Origin of the sequence: Kitasatospora sp. NPDC058184, from assembly GCF_042883725.1 — a bacterium.
Lineage (GTDB): Bacteria > Actinomycetota > Actinomycetes > Streptomycetales > Streptomycetaceae > Kitasatospora.
In genome coordinates this window covers 573,136-599,270 of the sequence record NZ_JBHVVE010000001.1, presented here as the reverse complement: position 1 = coordinate 599,270, position 26,135 = coordinate 573,136, and the positions used below count along the sequence as shown (strand labels likewise).

Here is a 26,135-nt window from a genome sequence, read left to right as displayed (position 1 = left end):
CGCCCCGGACGCGGCCTCGCCCGCCGGACCGGACGCGGCCGCGCCCGCCGAACCGGACGTGGCCTCGCTCACCAAACCGGGCCACGCCGGAACCCGCTCAGCGGGCCCGACGTCTGTCCCGGCATAGGCTGAGCCGGGTATCCGATCAAACCGGCACCGGTCCGGTCGTGCCCGCACCTTCGACGGTCCGGGTACCGGAACGGCGGCGGCACGAGCGAACGGGAGCCACTTCATGGCGCAGGCGGACAGGACCGAACGGATCGCGGCCCCAGGGGGCGGCGCCGACGGCCCGGCCCCCGCGTCGCGTCGAGGCGGCTTCCTCGGCCTGCGCCACTGGGGCCGGGACGCCCGCGGCAGCACCACCTGGCGGCGCGGCCTGGTGGTCGCCGCGCTGGCCGTGCTCACCGCCGCGCTGATCGCCCTGCACGCCGAGGTCCCCAACAGCGCCGGCAACCTCGGCAGCCTGCTGGAGACCTTCCTGCCCTGGCTGGGCCTGGCCGTCCCGGTGCTGCTGGTGCCCGCGCTGCTGCGCCGCTCCGCCACCGCGCTGATCGCCCTGCTGCTGCCCGTCGTGCTCTGGGCCAACCTGTTCGGCGGCCTGCTGAGCGACAAGAGCGGCGGCAAGGGCGACTGGATGGTGGTCAGCCACAACGTCGCCGCCGCCAACACCGACGTGCCGGGCACCGTCCGCACCCTGGTGGACTCCGGCGCCCAGATCGTCGCCCTGCAGGAGCTGGCCGGCAAGCAGCTGCGCTCGTACGAGACCGGGCTCGCCGCCGCCTACCCGCACCACACCGTGGAGGGCACCGTCGGGCTCTGGTCGAAGTACCCGATCGGCGACGTCACCCCGGTGGACCTGAAGATCGGCTGGACCAGGGCCTTCCGGGCCGAGGTCACCACCCCGCAGGGCCCGGTCGCGGTGTACGTCGCGCACCTGCCCTCGGTGCGGCTGAAGGCCGAGGGCGGCTTCACCGTCAACCAGCGGGACGTCAGCGCGCAGGCGCTCGGCGACGCGATCCAGGCCGAGCCGCTGAAGAAGGTCCTGCTGCTCGGCGACCTCAACGGCACCATGAACGACCGCAGCCTGGCGCCGGTCACCTCGCAGATGCGCTCGGCCCAGGGCGCCGCCGGGGACGGCTTCGGCTTCAGCTGGCCGGCCGCCTTCCCGATGGCCCGGATCGACCAGATCATGAGCAAGGGCGGGCTGAAGCCGGTGGACTCCCGCACCCTGCCCCGGGACGGCAGCGACCACCTCCCGGTGGCCGCCACCTACCGGTACTCCTCCTGAGGGCCGGCCGGGTGAGCGCTGGCCGGGTGGGGGTCAGCCGCGGCGCCAGCGGTTGGTGATCGGCAGGCGGCGGTCCCGGCCGAAGTTCTTGGCCGAGATCTTCGGGCCCGGCGGGTACTGGCGCCGCTTGTACTCGGCGGTGTCGACCAGCCGGACCACCCGGTCCACCAGGGCCGGGTCGAAGCCGGCCGCCACGATCGCGTCCCGGCCCTCGTCGCCCTCGATGTAGCGGGCCAGCAGGCTGTCCAGCAGGTCGTAGTCGGGCAGCGAGTCGGTGTCCACCTGGTCCGGCCGCAGCTCGGCGGACGGCGGCTTGGTGATGGTGTGCTCCGGGATCGGCGGCACCTCGCCACGCCGCCCGGCCTCCTCGTTGCGCCAGCGCGCCAGCCGGAAGACCAGCGACTTGTAGACGTCCTTGACGGGCCCGTAGGCGCCCACCGAGTCGCCGTACAGGGTCGAGTAGCCGACCGCCAGCTCGCTCTTGTTGCCGGGCGCGAGCACCAGGTGCCCCTCCTGGTTGGAGATCGCCATCAGCAGGGTGCCGCGAAGCCGGGACTGGAGGTTCTCCTCGGCCAGGCCGGTCAGCTCGACGGCGCCCAGGTAGGCGTCGAACATCGGGGCGATGGAGACGGTCCGGAAGCGCAGCCCGGTCCGGCGGGCCAGCTCGGCCGCGTCGTCCCGGGAGTGCTGGGAGGAGTAGCGGCTGGGCATCGAGACGCAGTGCACGTTCGGCGCGCCGACGGCGTCCACCGCGATCGCGGCCACCAGTGCCGAGTCGATGCCGCCGGACAGGCCGATCAGCACGGAGTCGAAGCCGTTCTTGGCCACGTACGCCCGGGTGCCGGAGACCAGCGCGGCCCAGATCTCGGCCTCGTCGGACAGCCGCGGCGCCACCCCGGCGGTGAGCGGTCCGGCGGGCGCGGCCTGCGGCTCGCCGCCCAGCTCGGTACGGACCAGGTGCAGCCCGTCGCCGAGCAGCAGGCCGTCGGTGTCGTCGCCGGCGGCGGCCGGCAGGTCGAGGTCCAGCACCAGCAGGTGCTCCTCGAACTGCGGGGCGCGGGCCAGGACTTCACCGTCCGCGCCGACCACGATCGAGTCGCCGTCGAAGACCAGCTCGTCCTGGCCGCCGACCATGTTGACGTACGCCAGGGCGCAGCCCGCCTCGGCGGCCCGGCGCCGCACCAGCTCCAGCCGCTGGTCGTCCTTGTTCCGCTCGTACGGGGAGCCGTTGACCACCAGGAGCAGCCCGGCGCCGGCCTCGCGGGCGGCGGTGACCCGGCCGCCGTCCTGCCAGATGTCCTCGCAGATCGCCAGCGCGACGTCCACCCCGTGCAGCCGCAGCACCGGCAGCTGGTCGCCCGGGACGAACCAGCGGAACTCGTCGAACACGCCGTAGTTGGGCAGGTGGTGCTTGGCGAAGCGGGTCACCACCTCGCCCCGGTGCAGCACGGCGGCGCAGTTCTGCGGGGAGCCGGCCGGGCGGTTGAAGCGCGGCGAGGCGTGCTCGGAGCGCCCGAGGTAGCCGACCACCACCGGGACCCCGCCCAGCCCCTCCGCCGCCAGCCGGGCGGCTAGGGCGACCAGCGCGGCGCGGGAGGCCTCGACGAAGGAGTGGCGCAGGGCGAGGTCCTCCACCGGGTACCCGGTGAGGGCCATCTCGGGGAAGGCGACCAGCTGCGCGCCGGCCTCCACGGCCTGCTTGGTCCGGCGCACCACCTCGTCGCCGTTGCGGGCGAGGTCGCCGACCCAGGGGTCGGTCTGGCACAGGGCGAGACGGAGATTGGGCATGCCCCGAGTGTAATCGTCTAACTGACGCGATGTCCTGGGCAGGGGTCGGCGGCGGGGGTCGGCACTGCCGGGCCGGGCGGGGATCGGCCATGATGGGGGCAACCGCTTTACGAGGTCTTTCCACGGCCTCCGGGGCGTAACACGAGCGTAAAGAGCAGAGGTGAGACTGTCCCCATGGGCAAGCAGCAGCAGTTCGTGCTTCGGACGCTCGAAGAGCGTGACATCCGGTTCGTCCGGCTGTGGTTCACCGACGTGCTCGGCTTCCTGAAGTCGGTCGCGGTGGCGCCGGCCGAGCTGGAGCAGGCCTTCGAGGAGGGCATCGGGTTCGACGGCTCGGCGATCGAGGGGTTCGCCCGGGTGTACGAGTCCGACATGATCGCCAAGCCGGATCCGACCACCTTCCAGATCCTGCCGTGGCGCTCGGAGACCCCGGGCACCGCCCGGATGTTCTGCGACATCCTGATGCCGGACGGCTCGCCCTCCTTCGCCGACCCCCGGTTCGTGCTCAAGCGCACCCTGGAGAAGGCCTCCGAGCAGGGCTTCACCTTCTACACACACCCGGAGATCGAGTTCTTCCTGCTGAAGAACCTGCCCGGCGACGGCACCCCGCCGATCCCCGCCGACCAGTCCGGCTACTTCGACCACACCCCGCGCGGGGTGGGCCACGACTTCCGCCGCCAGGCGATCACCATGCTGGAGTCGATGGGCATCTCGGTCGAGTTCTCGCACCACGAGGGCGCCCCCGGCCAGCAGGAGATCGACCTGCGCTACGCCGACGCGCTCTCCACCGCCGACAACATCATGACCTTCCGGCTGGTCATGAAGGAGGTCGCGCTGGAGCAGGGCGTGCACGCGAGCTTCATGCCCAAGCCGTTCTCCGAGCACCCCGGCAGCGGCATGCACACCCACGTCTCGCTGTTCGAGGGCGACCGCAACGCCTTCCACGAGTCCGGTGCCGAGTACCAGCTCTCCAAGGTCGGCCGGTCCTTCATCGCCGGGCTGCTGAAGCACGCCGCCGAGACGGCCGCCGTCACCAACCAGTGGGTGAACTCCTACAAGCGGATCTGGGGCGGCTCCCAGCGCACCGCCGGGGCCGGCGGCGAGGCGCCCTCGTACATCTGCTGGGGCCACAACAACCGCTCGGCGCTGATCCGGGTGCCGATGTACAAGCCGGGCAAGCAGGGCTCCACCCGGATCGAGGTCCGCTCCCTGGACACCGGCTGCAACCCGTACCTCGCCTACGCCGTCACCCTCGCGGCCGGCCTGAAGGGCATCGAGGAGGGCTACGAGCTCCCGCCCGGCGCCGACGACGACGTGTGGGCGCTGACCGACTCCGAGCGCCGCGCCCTCGGCATCCAGCCGATGCCGCAGAACCTCGGCGAGGCCATCGACCTGATGCAGCGCAGCGAGCTCGTCGCCGAGACCCTCGGCGAGCACGTCTTCGACTTCTTCCTGCGCAACAAGCACAAGGAGTGGGAGGAGTACCGCTCCGAGGTCACCCCGTTCGAGCTGCGGAAGAACCTCCAGGTGCTGTGAGCGGCTGACGGCCGCTCAAACCGTTTCCGGCCCGCTGTCGCCCGAAGGGACGACGGCGGGCCGTCCTATGGAGTGGATCTGCGACGGATCGCCGGTCGCGGTGGCGGAATGTGAAGCTTGTATGACCGGGTGTCATGGTCCGATGGGGCCTGAATGTCCGTTTCATCCTGAAAGAGGATCACATGACCTCCTCCGTCAGTCGCGCCGCCGCCACCCGACTGCTCGTCCGCCGGACCTGCGTCGTGGGTGCCGCCGTGGCCGCCGTCGCGGGCCAGCTGCTGGCCGTCCCGACCGTCGCCGACGCCCGCGGTTCGGGTACGGGCACCGGTGCGAACGCGGGTGCGCAGTACCCGCAGAACTCGCAGAACTCGCAGGCCCCACAGGGCGCGCAGAGCCCGCAGAACTCGCAGAGCTCGCAGCTCCCGCTGCACCCGAAGAACCCGCTGGAGCTGCTGCAGTCGTTGCAGTCGAAGAACCCGCTCCAGTCGTTCCAGGCGCTGCAGTCGCCGCAGCCGCACCGCCCGCAGCAGCGGGCCACCACGATCGCCGAGAACCAGCTGCCGTTCACCACCCGCTTCGAGGGCGACTTCCACGGCTCCATCACCCGGATCAGCAACTCGCTGATGACCTGCGACGAGACGAAGGCGCCGCTCGACCCGGAGCAGCCGTCCTGCGAGGACGCCCGCAAGGGCCTCGGCTCCCGGCCGATCAACAACAAGTACGAGATGAAGTACATCAACATCGACCCGGGCTCGGTCGGCCCGCTCGGCGACGGGATCTACTCCGCCAGCTCCGCCGACCTGGGCCTGATCGACGGCTCCCGGGTCAAGTACGCCCGGCTGTACTGGGGCGGCACCCGCGGCATCGACGACGTCGTGCTGCCGGAGAACCAGATCGACGAGGTGTACCTGAAGGTCCCGGGCGAGGGCCAGTACCGCAACATCGCCAACGACCAGCCCTCGATCGGCTACATCACCACCGACGTGGAGAGCAGCTACCAGGCCTCCGCCGACATCACCGACCTGGTCCGGCAGGCCGGCAACGGCACCTACACCGTCGCCAACATGGACTCGGTGGTGAAGCCGCACAGCTGGGGCGGCTGGACGATCGTGGTCGCGTACGAGAACGACTGCAAGCCGTACCGGCACATCCACCTGTGGGACGGCTTCCGGGTCGAGCTGCCGGACAGCCCGCCGCGCGAGTTCGACCTCACCGGGCTCCAGACCCCCGCCGCCGGCCCGGTCGCGGGCAAGCTCGGCTTCGTCGTCTACGACGGCGACCTCAAGTGGACCGGCGACACCCTCGCCATCAAGTCCACCAACGGCCCGCAGGCGCTCTTCTCGGACCTCAACCACGCCTCCAACGACGCGTTCAACTCCACCATCGAGGAGCTGACCCCGGCCGACCAGTTCATCCGCACCCCGTACAACCGCAACAACTTCGGCTACGACTCCAACCGTTGGGACATCTCGCCGTTCCTGCGCAACGGCGACACCGACATCAAGGTGCTGTTCGACACCGACAAGGACGGCTACGACCTGGGCGTCTTCTACGCCTACGTCAACCTGGACGGCTCCACCGAGGGCTGATCCGCCGAGGGCTGATCCACCGTCCGGCCACGGCGCCGCTGCCGCACCACCCGCACCGCGCGGGGCGGCAGCGGCGCCGCCGCGTCCCGGCCCCGCGGGGCGCCGCGCAGCAGCCGCTCGTAGGGGCGCTCCACCCAGCGGTACAGGGCCCCCGCGGCCACCAGCGAGCCGCCCGCCAGCAGCAGCCAGACGCCGAGCGTCGCGGCCCCCGGCGCCGGGCGGCCCTGGACGGCCAGCCAGCAGCGGACGCCGATCTCGTGCACCAGGTACCAGGCGTACGACCACTCGCCGAGCCGTACGGCCGTCCGGCCCGCCAGCAGCCGGGGCGGGGCCCCGGCGGTGTCGCGCCGGGCGGCGGCCGCCAGCAGGGCGGCGAACAGCGGTGCGGACAGCAACTGGGAGGCGCTGTACGGGCCGTACCAGGAGGAGTCCGGGACGGCGGCGTGCCAGGGGACCAGCAGGACGTGGAAGAGCAACACGGCGGCGGCCGCCGGGAGGAGCCCCGGCCGCAGGAGGCGCGCCCGGGGGAGCACGCCGTGCCGCACGGCCAGGCCGGTGACCACGCCCAGGACGAACTGCGGGGTCCGGGCCGGCGGCAGGTAGTCCAGCAGCCAGCCGCGCACCGTCGGGTCGGCGGGCAGCACGGCGCCGGCCGCCCACAGCACCGGGCCGAGCACGGCGCACAGGGCCGCGAGCGGCAGCCAGGCGCGCCGGCGCGGGGCCAGCAGGCGCAGCAGCGGCGGGAACAGCAGGTAGAACCAGGCCTCGGCGCCCAGCGACCAGGAGGCCGGGTTGCCGCCGTACAGGGTGGGCAGCGCCCACGGGTGCACCAGCGCCAGCGACCAGAGCGCCGCCGCCACCGGCAGCACCGCGCCGATCGCCGCGTCCGCGCCCAGGGACAGCGCGGTGGTCAGCACGTGCAGCGGCCAGATCCGGGCGAACCGGCGGCGGGCGAAGACCCACGGCCGGGCGGGCGAGGCCCCGTACGTCCAGGCCAGCACGAAACCGGAGAGCACGAAGAAGAACGTCACGCCCGAACGGCCGTACCAGGCGAGCGGGCTGAGCAGCGGCAGCTCGCCCACCTTGCGGGAGAGGTGGTAGAGCACCACCAGCAGGGCGGCCCAGAAGCGCAGCCCGGTGAGCGAGGGCAGGCGGCTGGGGCCGGTCGTGGGCATCGGCGCTCCGGGGGCGGGGGACGGGGGCGGGGGACGGGGGCGGCGCCCGGGTGAACGAGCACGGCGGGGCCGAGGTCACGCCGACGGCGGCGGGCGGTCGCGTCCGGCGACCGGGTGCCGGGGCGCGTAACCTGCTAGGGCCCGGACGGACCTGCCAGGCCCGGACGGGCCCCTGGGCGGACGGATGGAGGGGCCGATGGCGGTGGAGGAGCAGCGGGCCGGGAGCCGGGTCAGTCGGCCGGAGAACCGGCTGGTCCGGCGCGGGTTCACCGACCCGGCGCGGGCGGTGCGGCTGTTGGAGGGCCCCGGGCTGGAGGGCCTGGCCGACGACCCCGTGCTGCTGGACGCGCTCGGCGCCACCGCCGACCCCGACCTCGCGCTGCTCGGCCTGTCCCGGCTGCTGGAGGCCGCCGACGAGGCCGACCGGCACACCCTGCGCGACACCCTCACCACCTCCAAGCCGCTGCGCGACCGGCTGCTCGGCGTGCTCGGCGTCTCCACCGCGCTCGGCGACCACCTGGCCCGGCACCCGCACGACTGGCACGTGCTGGTCACCTTCGAACTGCGCGACATGCACCCCGGCCCGGAGGACTTCCGCCGCTCCCTCGCCGAGGGCGTCCGGGACGACACCCTCGGCCCCGCGAACGCGCTGCGCGTCGCCTACCGCCGCTGCCTGCTCGCCATCGCCGCCCGCGACCTCACCGGCACCACCGACCTCGCGCAGACCGCCGCCGAACTCGCCGACCTGGCCGGCGCCACCCTCCAGACCGCCCTGGACCTCGCCGCCGAGCAGGACCCGGAGGCGGCCGCGGCCTGCCGGCTCGCCGTGATCGGCATGGGCAAGTGCGGCGGCCGCGAGCTCAACTACGTCTCGGACGTGGACGTGGTCTTCGTCGCCGAGCCGCGCGAGGGCGTGGACGAGCACGAGGCGCTCAAGGCCGCCACCCGGCTGGCCGCCGCCCTCACCCGGCTGTGCGCGGACACCACCGGCGAGGGCACCATCTGGCCGGTGGACGCCAACCTGCGCCCCGAGGGCCGCAACGGCCCGCTGGTGCGCACCCTGGCCAGCCACCTCGCCTACTACCAGCGCTGGGCCAAGACCTGGGAGTTCCAGGCGCTGCTCAAGGCCCGCCCGGTCGCCGGGGACGCGGAGCTCGGCGCCGCGTACGTGGCGGCGCTCGCCCCGATGGTCTGGCAGGCCGCCGCCCGGGAGAACTTCGTCGCCGACGTGCAGCAGATGCGCCGCCGGGTGATCGACTCCATCCCGGCCACCGAGCTGGACCGCCAGCTCAAGCTCGGCCCGGGCGGGCTGCGCGACGTCGAGTTCTCCGTCCAGCTGCTCCAACTGGTGCACGGCCGCACCGACCCGGCGCTGCGCAGCGGCAACACCCTGGAGGCGCTGGCCGCGCTCTCCCGGGGCGGCTACGTCGGCCGGGCGGACGCCGCCTCGCTGGACGCCGCGTACCGCTTCCTGCGCTCACTGGAGCACCGCATCCAGCTGTACCGGCTGCGCCGCACCCACCTGATGCCCACCGGGGCCGAGGACCTGCGCCGGCTGGCCCGCTCACTGGCGGCGCTGATCAACGACGACACCCGCGCCGACCCGGTGGCCGCGCTGCAGCGCGAGTGGAAGCGGCACGCGATGGAGGTCCGGCGGCTGCACGAGAAGCTGTTCTACCGGCCGCTGCTCGACGCCGTCGCCGAACTTCCGCCGGGCGCCACCGGGCTCAGCCCGGAGGCGGCACGGGCCCGGCTGGAGGCGCTGGGCTACGCGGACCCGGCCGCCGCGCTGCGGCACCTCAGCGCGCTCGCCTCCGGGGTGAGCCGCAAGGCGGCGATCCAGCGCACCCTGCTGCCGGTGCTGCTCGGCTGGTTCGCCGAGTCCGCAGACCCGGACGCCGGGCTGCTCAACTTCCGCCAGGTCTCCGACGCGCTCGGCCGCACCCCCTGGTACCTGCGGCTGCTGCGCGACGAGAGCGCCGCCGCCGAACAGCTGGCCCGGGTGCTGTCGGCCGGCCGGCTCGCCCCCGACCTGCTGCTGCGCGCCCCCGAGGCGGTGGCCATGCTGGGCGACCCGCACGGCCTGGAACCGCGCGGCCGGGCGGCGCTGCAGTCGGAGATACTGGCCGCCGTCGGCCGGGCCGGGTCCACCCACGCCGCGGTGGCCGCCGCCCGCTCGGTGCGCCGCCGAGAGCTGTTCCGCACCGCCGCCGCGGACGTGCTCGGGCGGCTCGGGGAGGACCCGGCCGAGGCGCTGGACACCGCCGGGGAGGCGCTCACCGCGCTCAACGCCGCCACCCTGGGCGGCGCGCTGCGCGCCTGCGTGGCCGGCTGGGAGGCCGAGCACGGGGACCTGCCGACCCGGATCGCGGTGATCGCGATGGGCCGCTTCGGCGGCCACGAACTGGGCTACGGCTCGGACGCGGACGTGCTCTTCGTCCACGAGCCGCTGCTCGGCTCGCTGGAGGAGGCGGCCGCCCGGGCCGCCCAGGCGGTCTGCCACGAGCTGCGCGCCCAGCTGGGCGCGCCGTCCACCGAGCCGCCGCTGCTGGTCGACGCCGACCTGCGGCCGGAGGGCCGCAGCGGCCCGCTGGTGCGCACCCTGGCCTCGTACGCGGCGTACTACCGGCGCTGGTCGCACGCCTGGGAGAGCCAGGCGCTGCTGCGGGCCGAACCGGTGGCCGGGGACGAGGAGCTGGGCGCGCGGTTCCGACAGCTGATCGACCCGCTGCGCTACCCCGGCGGCGGGGTGCCGGAGCGGGACCTGGTGGAGATCCGCCGGATCAAGGCGCGGATCGAGGCCGAGCGGCTGCCGCGCGGGGCCGACCCGACCACCCACACCAAGATCGGCCGGGGCGGGCTGGCGGACGTCGAGTGGACGGTGCAGCTGCTGCAGCTCCGGCACGGGTACGAGCTGCCGGCCCTGCGCACCACCCGGACCAGGGCGGCGCTGGCCGCGGCCGCGGAGGCCGGGCTGGTCGAGCCGGAGGACGCCGAGGTGCTGGACACGGCCTGGGTGCTGGCCTCCCGGGTGCGGGCGGCGGTGATGCTGGTGCGCGGGCGGCCCGGGGACAGCTTCCCGGGGGAGGCCCGGGAGCTGGCGGGGGTGGCCCGCTACCTCGGGTACGGCTCCGGGCACAGCGGCGAGCTGCTGGACGACTACCGGCGGACCACCCGGCGGGCCCGGGCGGTGGTGGACCGGCTGTTCTACGGCGCCGACTGACCGGGGCCGCGCACGGGGACGGCCCGCCCGGGGTACGCGAAAGGGGCCCCGGTCGGGGCCCCTTCGAAGACAGGCGCTAGCGGCGCGCGCTGCTGACCGCGGGCTCGCTCCACTGCTCCGGGACGGTGATCGGCCGGTCGGCCGGCGTCTCCCGGGCGGGCACCTTCGGCAGCCGGTAGACCCACTCGTGGTACATCCAGCGGGCGGTGAGGAAGCCCACCATCAGGCAGAGCTCGCCGCCGACGGCGTCCATCCAGAAGTGGTTGGCGGTGGAGACGATCACCAGCAGGGTGGCGGCCGGGTACATCAGGCCGAGCACCCTGACCCAGGTGCGGCGGGCCAGGAAGAAGATCGCCAGGCCGCACCACATCGACCAGCCGATGTGCATCGAGGGCATGGCCGCGTACTGGTTGGAGACGTGCGCGGCGGGCCCGGAGGCCATCGAGCCCCAGGTGCCGTGGACCTTCACGGTGTCGATGAAGCCGCCGTCGGTCATCAGCCGGGGCGGGGCCAGCGGGAAGAAGTAGAAGCCGACCAGCGCGATCCCGGTGGTCACGAACAGCACCGTGCGGGCCGCGACGTAGCGCCCGGGGTGGCTGCGGTAGAGCCAGACCAGCACGCCTATCGTGATCACGAAGTGCAGGGTCGCGTAGTAGTAGTTCATCCCCGTGATGAGCCACCCGACGCTGTCCACGGCGTGGTTGATCGAGCGCTCGACGGCGATGCCGAGGTGGTGCTCCAGGTCCCAGATCCAGCTCGCGTGCTTCTGGGCTATCGCTTCCTGTTCGGGAACCGCGTTGCGCACGATCGAGTAGACCCAGTAGCTGATCCCGATCAGCGCCAGCTCGAACCAGATCCGCGGCCTGGCCGGTGAGCGGCGCTGGGCGCTGATGCGGCTGCGCAGGGCGGCGGTACGGGACTGGGCGGCACGGGTGGCTCCATCGGGCAGGCGGCCGGGGACGGCCTTCGCTGCTTCGGAACCGCCACCGCTGGCCGCGTCGGCGCGCCGTACGTCGCCTCGCTGGATCTCGGTCGGTTCCCCCATGGACGGCAAGTCTGCCAGACCGCTCGTAGCCGTCTGCTCATCCTCTGGAAGTGGATTCTTCACCGGCTGTCCCCCTTGAGGGGTAGGGGCCGGCGCCCACCGGGGTAGGGGGTGCTCGGGGGTTGGGTGCATACCGGTGGGACGGACATACGTCCCATTGTCACGCGCGTCGCTCCAGGGGAGTAATCGGGGTGGTCGGAGACGGTCCTCCAGCTGGAACTTCCGGCGACGAAACGATTTCTGCATCTTGCTGAAACATATTGCAGGCCGCTAGCTTCCTGGGAAATCGATCGCCCCTTCCCCCTAAGGGAGCCCTCAGTGGCCGATGCCCCGCTCCGCCCCCGACGGAGCACTGCCGAACGAACCCCTGGCCGCCGCAGACCCCCGGGCCGCACGGCCGTCCTGCTGGCCGCGGCCCTGACCGCCGCCACCCTCGGCAGCGCCCCCGCGGCCCTCGCCGCCGCCCCGCCTGCCCCGCCCTCGGACGCCGCGCTGGCGGCCACCGCCGGGCGGCACGACCTCACCCGGGAGCAGTTCTACTTCGTCCTGCCCGACCGCTTCGCCAACGGCGACACCGCCAACGACGCCGGAGGCATCACCGGGGGGCGGCTGGAGAACGGCTTCGACCCCGCGGACAAGGGCTTCTACCACGGCGGCGACCTGGCCGGGCTGATCCAGCGGCTCGACTACGTCCAGGACCTCGGCACCACCGCGATCTGGCTGGCCCCGATCTTCAAGAACAAGCCGGTGCAGGGCAGCGGGGCCGACGCCTCGGCCGGGTACCACGGCTACTGGATCACCGACTTCACCCAGGTCGACCCGCACTTCGGCACCAACGAGCAGCTCAAGGAGCTGATAGCCAAGGCGCACGCCCGCGGCATCAAGGTCTTCTTCGACGTCATCACCAACCACACCGCCGACGTCATCGACTACGCCGAGAAGCAGTACGGCTACCGCTCCGCCGGCGCCTACCCGACGCTCGACGCGGACGGGAACCCGGTGGACGAGACCGCCGTCGCCGACGCGGGCGCCCCCTGGCCGCGGACCACCAAGGACTCCTTCCCCTACACCCCGGTCTTCCGCACCCCGGCCGACGCCGCGGCCAAGACCCCGTCCTGGCTCAACGACCCGGCGCTCTACCACAACCGGGGCGACTCGACCTTCGTCGGCGAGTCCGCCACCGAGGGCGACTTCAGCGGCCTGGACGACCTCGACACCCAGAACCCCAAGGTGGTGAAGGGCTTCGAGAAGGTCTACCAGCAGTGGGTCAAGGACGCCGGCGTGGACGGCTTCCGGATCGACACCGTCAAGCACGTCAACATGGCGTTCTGGCAGCAGTGGGCCCCCGCGCTCAAGGACTTCGCCGCCAAGCAGGGCAACAAGAAGTTCTTCATGTTCGGCGAGGTCTACTCCGGCGACCCGGCGGTCACCTCGCCGTACGTCACCAAGGGCAGGCTCCAGGCCACCCTGGACTTCCCGTTCCAGGGCGCGGCCCGCTCCTACGTCTCGCAGGGCGGCTCGGCGCGCGGCCTCGCCGACGTCTACGCCCAGGACTACCGCTACACCAGCGCCGACACCGACGCGTACGAGCTGCCCACCTTCCTCGGCAACCACGACATGGGCCGCTTCGGCTCCTTCCTGCTCGCCGACAACCCGGGCGCCGACGACGCCACCCTGCTCAGGAAGGACCGGCTCGGCAACGAGCTGCAGTTCCTCACCCGCGGCCAGCCCGTCGTCTACTACGGCGACGAGCAGGGCTTCACCGGCGCGGGCGGCGACAAGGACGCCCGGCAGGACCTGTTCGCCTCGAAGACGGCCTCCTACAACGGCGACCGGGTGCTCGGCGGCCCCTCCGGCCCGGCCGACCGGTACGGGCAGGGCGGCGAGCTCTACCAGGGCATCGCCGGACTGGCCAAGCTGCGCCGCGACAACCCGGCCCTGGCCGACGGCGCCCAGATCGAGCGGTACGCCGCCGACGGCGCCGGCGCGTACGCCTTCTCCCGGATCGACGCCGGGCAGCAGGTCGAGTACCTGGTCGCGGTCAACAACGCCGCCGAGGCGAAGACCGTCACCCTGGACACCTTCTCGGCGGGGATGGGCTTCGACCCGGTCTACCCGGCGGCGGGCGCCCGCGTCACCAGCGGCGCCGACCGCAAGGTGACGGTCACCGTGCCCGCGCTGTCCTCGCTCGTCCTCAAGGCGGGCGGCCGGCTCGCGCCGGTGGCCGCCGCGCCCCAGCTCTCGGTGCAGCCGCCCGCGGACGGCTCGACCGGGCTCGTCACGGTCGGCGCCACCACGGACGGCGGCTTCAACCGGGTGAGCTTCGCCGCCCAGATCGGCAACGGGCCCTGGCAGACCCTGGGCACCGCCGACAACGGCGGGTACAAGGTCACCCAGGACCTGGCCGCCGTCGCCCCCGGCACGGTGGTCCGCTACAAGGCCGTCGTCCGGGACTCCAGCGGCCACCTGCGCTCCGCCACCGCGAGCTTCACCACCGGCACCCCCGCGCCCAAGCCCGCGCCCACCGCCGGCTCCCGCCCGTACGCCGTCGTCCACTACAACCGTCCGGACGGCGACTACGACGGCTGGAACCTCTACGCCTGGGGCGACCTCGCCGACGGCGAGGCCACCCCGTGGCCGGCCGGGCACGCCTTCACCGGGCGGGACGCGTACGGCGCCTTCGCGTACGTGAAGCTCAAGCCCGGCGCCTCGGACGTCGGCTTCATCGTGGAGAAGGACGGCGTCAAGGACGTCGACGCCGACCGGCACCTCGACGTCGGCAGCACCGGCGAGGTGTGGCTCCGGCAGGGCGACCCGGCGGTGCGCACCGCCGACCCGGGGCCGCCGGCTGGGTCGACCGGTCCTGGCCAGCCGGCGAACACCGCCGTCATCCACTACAACCGGGCCGACGGCGACTACGACGGCTGGGGCCTGCACGACTGGACCGGCGCCGCCACCCCGACCGACTGGGGCAAGCCGCTGACCCCGGCCCGCCGCGACGCCTTCGGCGCCGTCTTCGAGGTGCCGCTCGCCCCCGGGGCGACCAGCCTCAGCTACATCCTGCACAAGGGCAACGACAAGGACCTGCCCGCCGACCAGTCGCTGGACCTCGCCGTCAACGGCAAGGAGGTCTGGGTGCTCGGCGGCCGCGAGGGCTACCTGCTGCCGCAGAACCCGGCCGCCTCCTCGCAGATCGACCTCACCGGCGCCAAGGCCCAGTGGATCGACGCGAGGACCGTCGTCGTCCCGGCGAACTACGGCGCGGGCGACGACGCCCTGGCCGGCGGCACCAGCGCCCAGCTGGTCTACGACCCCGAGGGCGGCATCCGGGCCGACAAGGGCGCGCTGACCAAGCCCGGCAAGTGGCTGCGGCTCACCCCGGCCAAGGGCGGGCTGACCGACGCGCAGAAGGCCGAGTACCCGCACCTGGCGGGCTACCGGGCCTTCACCGTGGACCCCAGGGACGCCGCCCGCGTCCCGGCCGCACTCCGCGGCCAGCTGCTGTTCACCGAACACCTGCCCAGCGGCGCCGTCCTGGCCGGCACCGGGGTGCAGACCCCGGGAGTGCTGGACGACCTGTACGCCGGGCGGACCGGCAAGGTCGACTTCGGCCCGGCCTACTACAACGGCAAGGTGGCGCTGTCGCTCTGGGCGCCGACCGCGCAGGAGGTCTCCGTCCAGGTCTTCGACAGCGCCACCGGGGGCACCCCGAAGACGCTGCCGCTGAAGCTCGACGACGAGACCGGCGTCTGGGAAGTCGTCCGCGACAAGGGCGAGTTGGACGGCAGGTACTACCTGTACCAGGTGAAGGTCTGGGCGCCGTCCACCCAGCAGCTGGTGGTCAACACCGTCACCGACCCGTACTCGGTGGCGCTGTCCACCGACTCCCGGCGCAGCCTGGTCGCCGACCTCGACGCCAAGGCGCTCAAGCCCGCGGGCTGGGACGACCACGCCCGCCCGCAGGCCGTCCCGCCCGCGCAGCAGCAGATCCAGGAACTGCACGTCCGGGACTTCTCGGTGGAGGACCCCACCGTTCCGGCCGCCGAGCGCGGCACCTACCTGGCGTTCACCGAGTCGGACTCGGCCGGCATGCGGCACCTGCGGGACCTGGCCAAGGCCGGGGTGACCACGGTCCACCTGCTGCCGACCTTCGACATCGCCACCGTCCGGGAGAACCGGGCCGACCAGAAGCTGCCGGCCTGCGACCTCAAGTCCCTTCCGGCGGACGGCCCGAAGCAGCAGGAGTGCGTGGCGGCCGTGGCCGCCGACGACGCGTACAACTGGGGCTACGACCCGCTGCACTACAACGTGCCGGAGGGCTCGTACGCCACCGACCCGAACGGGGTCGCCCGCACGGTGCAGTTCCGGCAGATGGTGCAGGCGATGCACGCGGCCGGGCTGCGGGTGGTGCTCGACGTGGTCTACAACCACACCGCCGCCAGTGGCCAGGCCGAGCACTCGGTGCTGGACAAGGTGGTTCCCGGCTACTACCAGCGGCTGGACGCCGACGGCAAGGTGACGGCGGACAGCTGCTGCGCCGACACCGCGCCCGAGCACGCCATGATGAACCGGCTGGTGGTCGACTCGGTGACGCTGTGGGCCCGCGAGTACAAGGTGGACGGCTTCCGCTTCGACCTGATGGGCCTGGACCCGAAGTCCACCATGCTGGACGTGCAGGCCGCGCTGCGGAAGATGACGCCGGACTCGGACGGCGTGGACGGGAAGAACGTGTTCCTCTACGGCGAGGGCTGGAACTTCGGCGCCGTCGCGAACAACGCCCGGTTCGAGCAGGCCACCCAGCAGAACATGGCCGGCACCGGCATCGCCACCTTCGACGACCGGATCCGGGACGCCGCCCGCGGCGGCAACTTCATGCTGAACTCCGCCCCGCAGCAGGGCTTCGCCTCGGGCCTGTACACCGACCCGAACGGCTCCGCCGCGAACGGCACCCCGGAGGAGCAGAAGGCCCGGCTGCTGCACCAGATGGACCAGCTGAAGGTCGGGCTGACCGGCAACCTGGCCGGCTACTCCTTCACCGACAGCTCCGGAAAGCCCGTCACCGGCGCCCAGGTCGACTACAACGGCGCCCCGACCGGGTACGCGGCCAAGCCCGGCGAGGCGGTGGAGTACGTGGACGCCCACGACAACACCGACCTCTTCGACGCGCTCGCGTACAAGCTGCCGACCGGCACCGCGCCCGCCGACCGGGCCCGGATGCAGGCGCTCGGGCTCTCGCTGACCGCGCTCACCCAGGGCGCGGGCTTCGCCCAGGCCGGCAGCGACCTGCTGCGCTCCAAGTCGCTCGACTCCAACTCCTACGACTCGGGGGACTGGTTCAACGCGATCCACTGGGACCCGGCCCAGGGCAACGGCTGGGGCCGCGGCCTGCCGATGGCGAAGGACAACCAGGAGCAGTGGCCGGCCGCCCGGTCCCTGCTGGCGAACCCGGAGCTGACCGTCGGCGCGGCCGACATCCGGTCGGCCTCGGCGCAGTACCAGGAGTTCCTGCGGATCAAGCAGTCCTCGCCGCTGTTCTCGCTGCCGAGCCTGGCCGCCGTCCAGCAGCGGCTCTCCTACCCGCTCTCCGGCACCGCCGGTGAGACGCCCGGGGTGATCACCCTGCACCTGGACGGCACCGGGCTGCCGGGGGCGGAGAAGGGCGTCACGGTGGTCTTCAACGCCACGCCCACGGCGCAGGCGCAGACCGTGCCGGCGCTGAAGGGCACCGGCCAGGCGCTGCACCCCGTCCAGGCGGGCGGGGCGGACCGGGTGGTGCAGCGGTCCGGCTTCGACGCCGCGACCGGTACCTTCACCGTGCCGGGCCGCACCGTGGCGGTGTTCGTCCAGCGCTGACCCGCCGTCGCCGACCGGTCGGCACCGGTTCGTTCCGGCGCCGACCCGTCCGACACTGATTCGTACACCCCGACAACTCCCGGGCCCCGTACCACTGTTCAGGTGGTGCGGGGCCCGGTCGCGGTCGTCGGGGGCACGGTTGCGTTCCGGACGCACGATGGCCGGAAACCGTTGATGGCACGGCCGGAACTGTGACGTGCCGGGTCTGCCGGGCGCTGTCGGCCACCCGCCGGGGCCGGAACCGGCCCTGAGTGCTGGTCACCGACTGCCGGTGGTGATCGAACTTTGTCCGGGGCCATGAAAACCGTGTTCACGAGTTCGTCGTGGGGTAACACAACTGACGGAGCGCCCTCCATACGGTTTCGGTAATGAATCGGCCAATCCGTGGCATGCATCTGTCATTAACGGCTCGTTTGCTGCCACGATTCCCCCGGCTGTAGACGAGGGGACCCCACCCCCCGGTGCAGCTGTTCCAGTTCAGGTGCAGCGCGTCCGACCCTGCAACGAGTTGTGAGCACCGCATCCGCACTCCCGTCGCACCCGGCGGGGGCCCCCACTGCGCCGCGACCCCGCGGCTCAGGTTTCTCTCCACCGTGCGCGACCCAGCGCCGGTCGGAAAAGGAGTCCGCATGTCCCGTTACGCTCACGCACGGAAGGCGGCGGTTGTCATGGCCGCCTCCACCGCGCTGCTGGTCACCGGCATACCGGTGATCGCCCAGGCGGCCACGCCGGACGCGCCGGCCGCCGTCGCGGCCCAGCAGGCGAACCGCGCCCAGCTGATCTCCGCCGCGAACCAGCAGACCACCAGCCTCGCCCAGAGCCTCGGGCTGAGCGGTGAGGAGAAGCTGGTCACCAAGGACGTCTTCCAGGACGCGGACGGCACCCGCCACCTGCGGTACGAGCGCACCCTCAACGGACTGCCCGTCCTGGGTGGGGACCTGGTGGTGCACCAGGCGCCCACCGGTGCGACCAAGAGCGTTGACCGGGCCAGCACCGCCCCGCTGAGCGGTGTCAGCACCACGCCGAAGCTGGCCGCCCCGGCCGCGCAGACCGCCGCGCTCGCCGCCGAGCAGGGCACCGCGGTCGACACCGCGCCGCGCCTGGTGGTCTGGGCCGCGGACAACAGCCCCCGGCTGGCCTGGGAGACCGTCGTCTCCTCGACCAAGTCCGACGGCACCCCGAGCAAGATGCACGTCGTCACCGACGCCACCAGCGGCCAGGTCATCCAGCAGTGGGACGGCATCGAGACCGGCTCCGGCAAGGGCGTCTTCGTCGGCAACGTCACCATCGGCACCACCCAGTCGGGTTCGTCGTACCAGCTGAAGGACGGCACCCGCGGTGGGATGTACACCACCAACCTGAACCACGGGACCTCGGGCACCGGCACGCTGTACAGCAAGTCCACCGACACCTGGGGCGACGGCACCGTCAACAACGGCGAGTCCGCCGCGGTCGACGCCCACTACGGCGTCGCGGCCACCTGGGACTACTACAAGAACACCTTCGGCCGCAACGGCATCCGCAACGACGGTGTCGGCGCCTACAGCCGCGTCCACTACGGCAACAACTACGTGAACGCGTTCTGGGACGACTCCTGCTTCTGCATGACGTACGGCGACGGCAGCAACAACACCGCGCCGCTGACCGAGCTGGACGTCGCGGGCCACGAGATGAGCCACGGCGTCACCGCGGCCACCGCCAACCTGACCTACTCCGGCGAGTCCGGCGGCCTCAACGAGGCCACCTCGGACATCTTCGGCACGATGGTCGAGTTCTACGCCAACATCCCGACCGACAACCCCGACTACCTGATCGGTGAGTTGATCAACATCAACGGGGACGGCACCCCGCTGCGCTACATGGACAAGCCGTCCAAGGACGGTGCCTCGGCCGACTACTGGTCCTCCACCGTCGGCAACAAGGACGTCCACTACTCGTCCGGTGTCGCCAACCACTTCTTCTACCTGCTGTCCGAGGGCAGCGGCGCGAAGACCATCAACGGCGTCAACTACGACTCGCCGACCCAGGGCAACATCGCGGTCACCGGCATCGGCCGGGACAAGGCGGCGGCCATCTGGTACCGCGCGCTGACCACCTACATGACCTCCAGCACCAACTACGCCGCGGCGCGCACCGCGACGGAGAAGGCGGCCACCGACCTGTACGGGGCCGGCAGCGCCGAGCTGGCCGCGGTCGGCACCGCCTGGGCGGGCGTCAACGTCGGCACGGCGCCCAACCCGGGCGGCGTCACCGTCACCAACCCGGGCAACCAGTCCACCGCCGTCGGCGGCGCGGTCAACCTGGCGATCAAGGCCACCGGTGGCACCGCCCCGCTGACCTACTCGGCCACCGGCCTGCCCACCGGCCTGTCGATCAACGCCTCCACCGGCGCGATCACCGGCACCGCCTCCACCGCGGGCACCTACAACGTGACCGTCACGGCGAAGGACTCGGCCGGCAAGACCGGTACGACCAGCTTCACCTGGACCGTCTCCACCGGTGGCGGCGGCTGCACCCCGGCCCAGCTGCTGGGCAACGAGGGCTTCGAGTCGGGCACGGCCACGCCGTGGACCGCGTCGAGCGGCGTGGTGGACAGCAGCGCCTCGCAGGCGGCCCACAGCGGCTCCTGGAAGGCGTGGCTGAACGGCTACGGCTCCACCCACTCGGACTCGCTGTCGCAGACGGTGAGCATCCCGGCCGGCTGCAAGGCGACGCTGAGCTTCTGGCTGCACATCGACACCGCCGAGTCGGGCACCACCGCGTACGACAAGCTGACCGTCTCGGTGAACGGCACCGCGCTGAAGACCTACTCCAACGTGGACGCCGCGGCCGGCTACCAGCAGCGCACCTTCGACCTGTCGGCCTACGCGGGCCAGACGGTCACCGTGAAGTTCGCCGGGACCGAGGACGCCTCGCTCCAGACCAGCTTCGTGATCGACGACACCTCCGTCCAGACCGGCTGAGCCCGGGCCGGCTCCTGACGGGCCGGTGAACCAGGACAGGTGAGGGGCCCGGCGGCTACGGCTGCCGGGCCCTTGTCGTGCCCGCCCCTCCTGGCCCGGCCCCGGCTCCTCCTCGGCTCCTCCTCGGCGTTTCCCGGGTCTGCTCCCGGGCTCGCTCCCCGGCTCCTCCTCGGCTTCTCCCGGGCTTTCGACCAAGGTCTTGACGGCCCCCGCGGGTGCCTCTAGGTTCGGCGCTGCAAGTTTCCGGCAAGTTGCAGAAACTTCCTGCAGTTCCCCTGCGGCTCTTCCGCAGGCTCCCCCTCCGGCTGCCCCACCCCAGCCACCCCCAGGAGACGACGTGGTCACCACCGCCCCCGCCCGCCGGCCCGCCCGCGCGGCCGGTGCGCTCGCCGCCTCGGCGGCGCTCGCCCTCTCGCTCGGCACCTCCCTCGGTGCCCCCGCCGCCCAGGCCGCCCCGCCCGCCAACAACGGCAAGGACGTCACCGCCACCCTCTTCGAGTGGCGCTTCGACTCCGTCGCCCAGGCCTGCACCTCCACCCTCGGACCCAAGGGCTACGGATTCGTCGAGGTCTCCCCGCCGCAGGAGCACATCCAGGGCGCGCAGTGGTGGACCTCCTACCAGCCGGTCAGCTACAGGATCGCCGGACGGCTCGGCGACCGCACGTCCTTCAAGAACATGGTCGCCACCTGCCACGCGGCCGGGGTCAAGGTGATAGCCGACGCGGTGGTCAACCACATGTCGGCGGGCTCCGGCACCGGCACCGGCGGCACCGCGTACACCAAGTACAACTACCCCGGCACGTACCAGGACCAGGACTTCCACGGCTGCCGCCAGCCGATCACCAACTACCAGGACCGCGGCAACGTCCAGAACTGCGAACTGGAGAACCTCTCCGACCTGGACACCGGCAGCGCGTACGTCCAGACCACCATCGCGCACTACCTGGACGACCTGGCCTCGCTCGGCGTCGACGGCTACCGGATCGACGCCGCCAAGCACATCGCCGCCGCCGACCTCGCCGCGATCAAGGCCAGGATGGCCAACCCCAAGGCGTACTGGGTCCAGGAGGTCATCTACGGCGCCGGCGAGCCGGTCCAGCCCACCGAGTACACCGGCACCGGCGACCTGGACGAGTTCCGGGCCGGCACCGACCTCAAGCGGATGTTCACCACCGACAAGCTCGCCAACCTCAGCGGCTGGGGCGCCTCCTGGGGCTACCTGCCGAGCGGCCAGGCGCGCACCTTCGTCGACAACTGGGACACCGAGCGCAACGGCTCCACCCTCAACTCCACCTACGGCAACACCTACACGCTCGCCAACGTCTTCCTGCTGGCCTCGCCGTACGGCGCCCCCAACGTCCACTCCGGCTACTCCTTCGCCAACAAGGACGACGGCCCGCCGAACGGCGGCACCGTCAACGCCTGCTACCAGGACGGCTGGAACTGCACCCACGCCTGGCGGCAGATCGCCAACATGGTCGGCTTCCGCAACGCGGTGGCGGGCACCGGGGTGAGCAACTGGTGGTCCAACGGCGGCAACGCGATCGCCTTCGGCCGCGGCGGCAAGGGCTACGTCGCGATCAACCACGAGGGCGCCGCGATCACCCGGACCTTCCAGACCGGGCTGCCGGCCGGCACCTACTGCGACGTCCAGCACGGCGACCCGCAGGCGGGCGGCGGCTGCACCGGCCCGACCTACCAGGTGGGCGCCGACGGGCAGTTCACCGCCACGGTCGGCGCGGGCGACGCGGTCGCGCTGTACGTCCAGCCCGGCGCGAGCGTCTCCGGCGCCTCGTTCAACGTCAACGCGACCACCACGCCCGGGCAGAACATCTACCTGGTCGGCGACGCCGCGGCGCTCGGCGGCTGGGACCCGGCGAAGGCGCTGCCGCTCTCCTCGGCCGGCTACCCGGTCTGGTCGCTGGCGCTGTCGCTGCCGGCCGGCACGTCCTTCCAGTACAAGTACGTCCGCAAGGACGCGAGCGGCGCGGTGACCTGGGAGTCCGGCGCCAACCGGACGGCGACCGTGCCCTCGGGCGGGACGGTCACGCTGAACGACACCTGGCGGCCGTGAGGCCGGAGCGGACCGGGGCCCCGTCGGCATCGACCGACGGGGCCCCTCCCGCGGCCCTCCGGGCCGGGGTTCAGCCCCGCCCGATGTAGGGCATGGCCGTCGCCATCACGGTGGCGAACTGCACGTTGGCCTCCAGTGGCAGCCCGGCCATGTGCCGTACGGTGCGCGCCACGTCGGCCACGTCCATGGTCGGCTCGGGGGCGATCCGGCCGTCCGCCTGCCGCACGCCCGCGCCCATCGCCGCCGTCATGTCGGTCGCCGCGTTGCCGATGTCGATCTGCCCGCAGGCGATCCGGTACGGGCGGCCGTCCAGCGACAGCGACCTGGTCAGGCCGGTCACGGCGTGCTTGGTCGCGGTGTAGGCGATCGAGTGCGGGCGCGGGACGTGCGCGGAGATCGAGCCGTTGTTGATGATCCGGCCGCCCTGCGGGTCCTGCTCCTTCATCCGCCGGAACGCGGCCCGGGCGCAGAGGAAGGCGCCGGTCAGGTTGAGGTCGACCACGGTCCGCCAGTCCTCGACCGTCAGCTCGTCCACCGGGACGGCCGGGCCGAAGGCGCCGGCGTTGTTGAAGAGCAGGTCCACCCGGCCGTGGCGCTCGGCGGCCGCGGCGAACAGCGCGTCCACCGCGGCCGGGTCGGTGACGTCGGTCGGCACCACGTCGGCCTGGCCGGCGCAGAGCGCGGCGGTCTCCCGCAGCGGCCCGGACCGGCGGCCGGCCAGCACCGTCCGCCAGCCGTCCGCGGCCAGTTCCACCGCCACGGCCCGGCCGACGCCGCTCCCGGCTCCGGTGACGACGGCGATCCGCTGGTTCATGGCACCCTCCTCGATGACTGTTCCCGGTCGGCCCCGGCCTGGGCGTGCCCTGGGCATGGCCTGGGCACAGCCTGGGCAAGGCCTGGGCGTGCCCCGGAGATCTTCGCGGATCCGGGGGCCGCCGTCACTGGTCGAAGCCGCCGAGGAGCTGGTCGAATCACCAGAATCCGGACGATTCGACGGGGCTCCGACGGTCACCCCCGCCGACCGGCCCCCGCCGACCGGGGGGACGGGTGAAGGCTTTTACCTGATCGCGAACAAACATTGGATTTCCGGTGGCCACCGCGCAACCGGGCCACCCCGGCCTACGTCATAAGATCGCAGGAAGGCGCACCCCCGCGAAGGGGCGGCGCGCCATCACTCCGGGGGACGCGTCAGCGCTGTGCCCTCGGGCATGTCCGGCCCCACCGGGGGGCCGCCGCCCGGTCACGGACCGGGCGCGACATCGGTCGGAGAGTCCTCACCGTGCTTAGGCAGTCGTCCCGTTCCCGCGCCGTCCTGTCCGGCGCCGCCGTGCTCGCCCTGGCCGCCTCGCTCGCGGCCTGCGGGAGTTCCGGCGGTGGGAAGGGGGGGGACAGCGCCACGGCGAGCGCCGGCGCGACCGGCGGCAGCTCGTCGGGCAGCCCGAGCACCACCGGCACCGGCCAGCCCGCGACCGGCAGCGCGACCCCGGCCGCCGCCTCCGGCAAGGTGCTGATGCCCACCGGGCCCGCCGCCGCCCTCAGCAAGTCCCGGGACACCGGCGCCGGCCCGATCATGATGACCAAGGTGACCGGCGCGAAGTCCGGCGTCACCGGCCAGGTCTGGGTCTGGCTGCCGCCCGAGTACAACGACCCCAAGTTCGCCAAGACCGGCTTCCCGGTGCTCACCCTGTTCGCGGGCGGCCAGAGCAACGGCTACAACACCTGGACCGACAACCAGCTGCCGATCCAGGAGGAGAACGAGCGGCTGGTCAAGGAGGGCAAGTCCCACCCGTTCATCATGATCATGCCGGTGCAGAACTTCAACGGCGACGAGAAGAACGCGCTGGACTGCTCCGACATCCCGGGCCAGGCCAAGATGGCCACCTGGATGGCCGAGGACCTCCCGGACTTCGTCCGCGCCAACTTCCGCACCGTGAAGGGCCGCGACGGCTGGGGCGTGATGGGCGCCTCCACCGGCGGCTTCTGCAGCGCCAAGCTCGCCCTCCAGTACCCGCAGGTCTACAAGGCCGCGGTGCCGATCGACGGCTACTTCATACCGGACTCGGGGCTGTGGAAGGGCCACGACGCGGAGAAGGCCGCCAACAACCCGGACGTGCTGGTCACCCAGGGCAAGGCGGACGTGAGCATGCTGGTCACCGCGGGCGGTGCCAACCCGTACGAGACCAAGGTGGTCAAGAGCTGGGTGGAGAAGGCGGTGCCGCCGGTGAACCTCCAGTACCACGAGCAGCCCGGCGGCAAGCACCTGACCTCGGACTTCAAGAAGATGATCCCGGACACCCTGGTGTGGCTCACCGCCCACCTGGCGGGGCCGGCGGCCGACTGAGGCCCCTGCTCCGACCTGTTTCCCACCTGCTCCCACCGCTGCCGCCGGTGCCGGGACGCGTTCGCGCTCCCGGCACCGGCGGTTCTGCTTCCGGAGGGTCTGCGCGCGGGCCTTCCCCGGGTCTTCCGGCGGCTTCCCCGGCGGGCCCGCCGGGAGGGGTCCCGGTGCGGTTCCGCCGCCCGTCGGCAGCCCCGTGACCTGCGCGTCAATCGGACATTGATTCGCTTCTGATCGACTGCGAGCACCTTGGCTGGGGCGGTCCTCACCGGCCGCCGCCACCCGTCGTGCCCCAAGCAGTGAAGAGAGTCCCATGCCGATCCACCTGGTGCCCCAGCCCGTCCACACCGTGCCCGCCCAGGGCCAGTCCGGAGCCGACTCGCTGGGCGGGGACGCGTACGCGTACGGCCAGGTCGTGGACGACGAGCCGGCCACCCCGCGGTTCGCCGGCCTGCGCCTGGTGCACGCCGCGCTGCGCCGGGACCTCGCCCGGCTGCCCAACGCGCTGCGGCTGCTCCAGCCCGACGAGGACGACAAGGGCGAGGCGCTGCTGCGGCACTGGAACTTCATCACCGCCATGCTCACCTGCCACCACGAGCAGCAGGACACCCGGCTCTGGCCGATCGTGCGCCGCTTCGCGCCCGAGCTGCGGCTGCTGCTCAACTGGCTGGAGGACGACCACCACAACCTGGACCACTCCTTCACCCGGGTCACCACGCTGGTGCGGATAGCGAGCCGGGACACCGGCAGCGCCTGGCCGGTCGCGTACGCGATGGAGGACCTGGCGGCCCGGCTGGAGACCCACCTGCGGATCGAGGAGCGGCAGCTGCTGCCCCGGATGGAGCGGGTGATCGCCGACGGCTCCCGGCTCGGCGGGCTGGGCGAGCTGCTGGACCTGCTGCGGCTGGCCGACGGCCCGGGCGTCGCGGACGCGCTGGCCTGGCTGCTGGAGGGCGTGGAGCCCGCGCTGGTCGAACGGCTGCTGGCCGAGTGCGACGACGACGTGGCCCGCAACTGGCCGCACTGGCACGCGACCTACCAGCGCTGCACCTCGCCGCTGTGGGGGCCGGTGGACGGTCCGGTCGGCGGTGCCGGCACGGGCACCGGCTTCGGCCTCGGCCCCGGCTTCGGCGGTCTGGGGAGCGTCGCCGACTGACCCCGGAGCCTCTTCTCGGGCCGTTGATCTACGCGCGTGGCATGGGCCCATGGTACGGGCCTCCGGCATATGCTCGAAGGCTCCGGGGGCTGGCTGATCCTCCAACT

The 26,135-nt window shown here is 72.6% G+C and carries 13 protein-coding genes; 9 read left to right on the top strand and 4 right to left on the bottom strand.

All coding sequences use genetic code 11. The features are described 5' to 3' along the window. The first annotated feature begins 232 nt into the window (after positions 1 to 232). The gene (locus ACFVXH_RS02690; RefSeq protein WP_387819734.1) at positions 233 to 1,288 is read left to right on the top strand and encodes an endonuclease/exonuclease/phosphatase family protein; all 1,056 of its coding nucleotides are present in this window, start codon (positions 233 to 235) and stop codon (positions 1,286 to 1,288) included. A 33-nt stretch (positions 1,289 to 1,321) separates the two neighbouring features. Here the strand turns inward: ACFVXH_RS02690 and ACFVXH_RS02685 are convergent, their stop codons facing one another. Further along, complete coding sequence (locus ACFVXH_RS02685) at positions 1,322 to 3,076, bottom strand: NAD+ synthase (RefSeq protein ID WP_387819733.1); 1,755 nt, start codon at positions 3,074 to 3,076, stop codon at positions 1,322 to 1,324. A gap of 174 nt (positions 3,077 to 3,250) precedes the next feature. On the opposite strand from ACFVXH_RS02685, the gene glnA reads away from it, so the two are divergent. After that, a complete protein-coding gene (glnA, locus tag ACFVXH_RS02680) occupies positions 3,251 to 4,612 on the top strand; it encodes a type I glutamate--ammonia ligase (RefSeq protein WP_049652796.1) in 1,362 nt (453 codons plus the stop codon). Between the two features lie 182 nt (positions 4,613 to 4,794). Further along, positions 4,795 to 6,201, top strand: coding sequence for a hypothetical protein (locus ACFVXH_RS02675; RefSeq protein WP_387819731.1), 1,407 nt, complete (start codon positions 4,795 to 4,797; stop codon positions 6,199 to 6,201). Here ACFVXH_RS02675 and ACFVXH_RS02670 read toward each other — a convergent pair. Further along, a complete protein-coding gene (locus ACFVXH_RS02670) occupies positions 6,168 to 7,376 on the bottom strand; it encodes an acyltransferase family protein (RefSeq protein WP_387819729.1) in 1,209 nt (402 codons plus the stop codon). The genes ACFVXH_RS02675 and ACFVXH_RS02670 overlap by 34 nt on opposite strands. Before the next feature lie 196 nt (positions 7,377 to 7,572). On the opposite strand from ACFVXH_RS02670, the gene ACFVXH_RS02665 reads away from it, so the two are divergent. Then, positions 7,573 to 10,599, top strand: coding sequence for a bifunctional [glutamine synthetase] adenylyltransferase/[glutamine synthetase]-adenylyl-L-tyrosine phosphorylase (locus tag ACFVXH_RS02665; RefSeq protein ID WP_375874044.1), 3,027 nt, complete (start codon positions 7,573 to 7,575; stop codon positions 10,597 to 10,599). Between the two features lie 76 nt (positions 10,600 to 10,675). On the opposite strand, the gene ACFVXH_RS02660 is transcribed toward ACFVXH_RS02665, so the two are convergent. After that, positions 10,676 to 11,644 (bottom strand): phosphatase PAP2 family protein, encoded by a 969-nt coding sequence (locus ACFVXH_RS02660; protein ID WP_387819727.1) that lies wholly within the window; start codon positions 11,642 to 11,644, stop codon positions 10,676 to 10,678. A 318-nt stretch (positions 11,645 to 11,962) separates the two neighbouring features. Between ACFVXH_RS02660 and pulA the strand changes: the two genes are divergently transcribed. The 3 genes from pulA (at position 11,963) to ACFVXH_RS02645 (ending at position 22,534) form a co-directional block, all read left to right on the top strand. Beyond that, positions 11,963 to 17,497: a pullulanase-type alpha-1,6-glucosidase gene (gene pulA / locus ACFVXH_RS02655; protein WP_387819725.1), complete on the top strand. Its 5,535-nt coding sequence runs from the start codon at positions 11,963 to 11,965 to the stop codon at positions 17,495 to 17,497. Between the two features lie 629 nt (positions 17,498 to 18,126). Further along, the gene (locus ACFVXH_RS02650) at positions 18,127 to 20,460 is read left to right on the top strand and encodes a M4 family metallopeptidase (protein ID WP_387819723.1); all 2,334 of its coding nucleotides are present in this window, start codon (positions 18,127 to 18,129) and stop codon (positions 20,458 to 20,460) included. A 337-nt stretch (positions 20,461 to 20,797) separates the two neighbouring features. Next, positions 20,798 to 22,534: a carbohydrate-binding module family 20 domain-containing protein gene (locus ACFVXH_RS02645; RefSeq protein WP_049650766.1), complete on the top strand. Its 1,737-nt coding sequence runs from the start codon at positions 20,798 to 20,800 to the stop codon at positions 22,532 to 22,534. Between the two features lie 70 nt (positions 22,535 to 22,604). On the opposite strand, the gene ACFVXH_RS02640 is transcribed toward ACFVXH_RS02645, so the two are convergent. Next, on the bottom strand, positions 22,605 to 23,348 hold the full coding sequence (locus tag ACFVXH_RS02640; RefSeq protein WP_387819721.1) for an SDR family oxidoreductase: 744 nt from the start codon (positions 23,346 to 23,348) through the stop codon (positions 22,605 to 22,607). A 465-nt stretch (positions 23,349 to 23,813) separates the two neighbouring features. Between ACFVXH_RS02640 and ACFVXH_RS02635 the strand changes: the two genes are divergently transcribed. After that, complete coding sequence (locus ACFVXH_RS02635) at positions 23,814 to 24,875, top strand: alpha/beta hydrolase (protein ID WP_387819719.1); 1,062 nt, start codon at positions 23,814 to 23,816, stop codon at positions 24,873 to 24,875. Positions 24,876 to 25,185: 310 nt separating this feature from the next. Further along, positions 25,186 to 26,028 (top strand): hemerythrin domain-containing protein, encoded by an 843-nt coding sequence (locus tag ACFVXH_RS02630; protein ID WP_387819717.1) that lies wholly within the window; start codon positions 25,186 to 25,188, stop codon positions 26,026 to 26,028. Positions 26,029 to 26,135 lie beyond the last annotated feature (107 nt).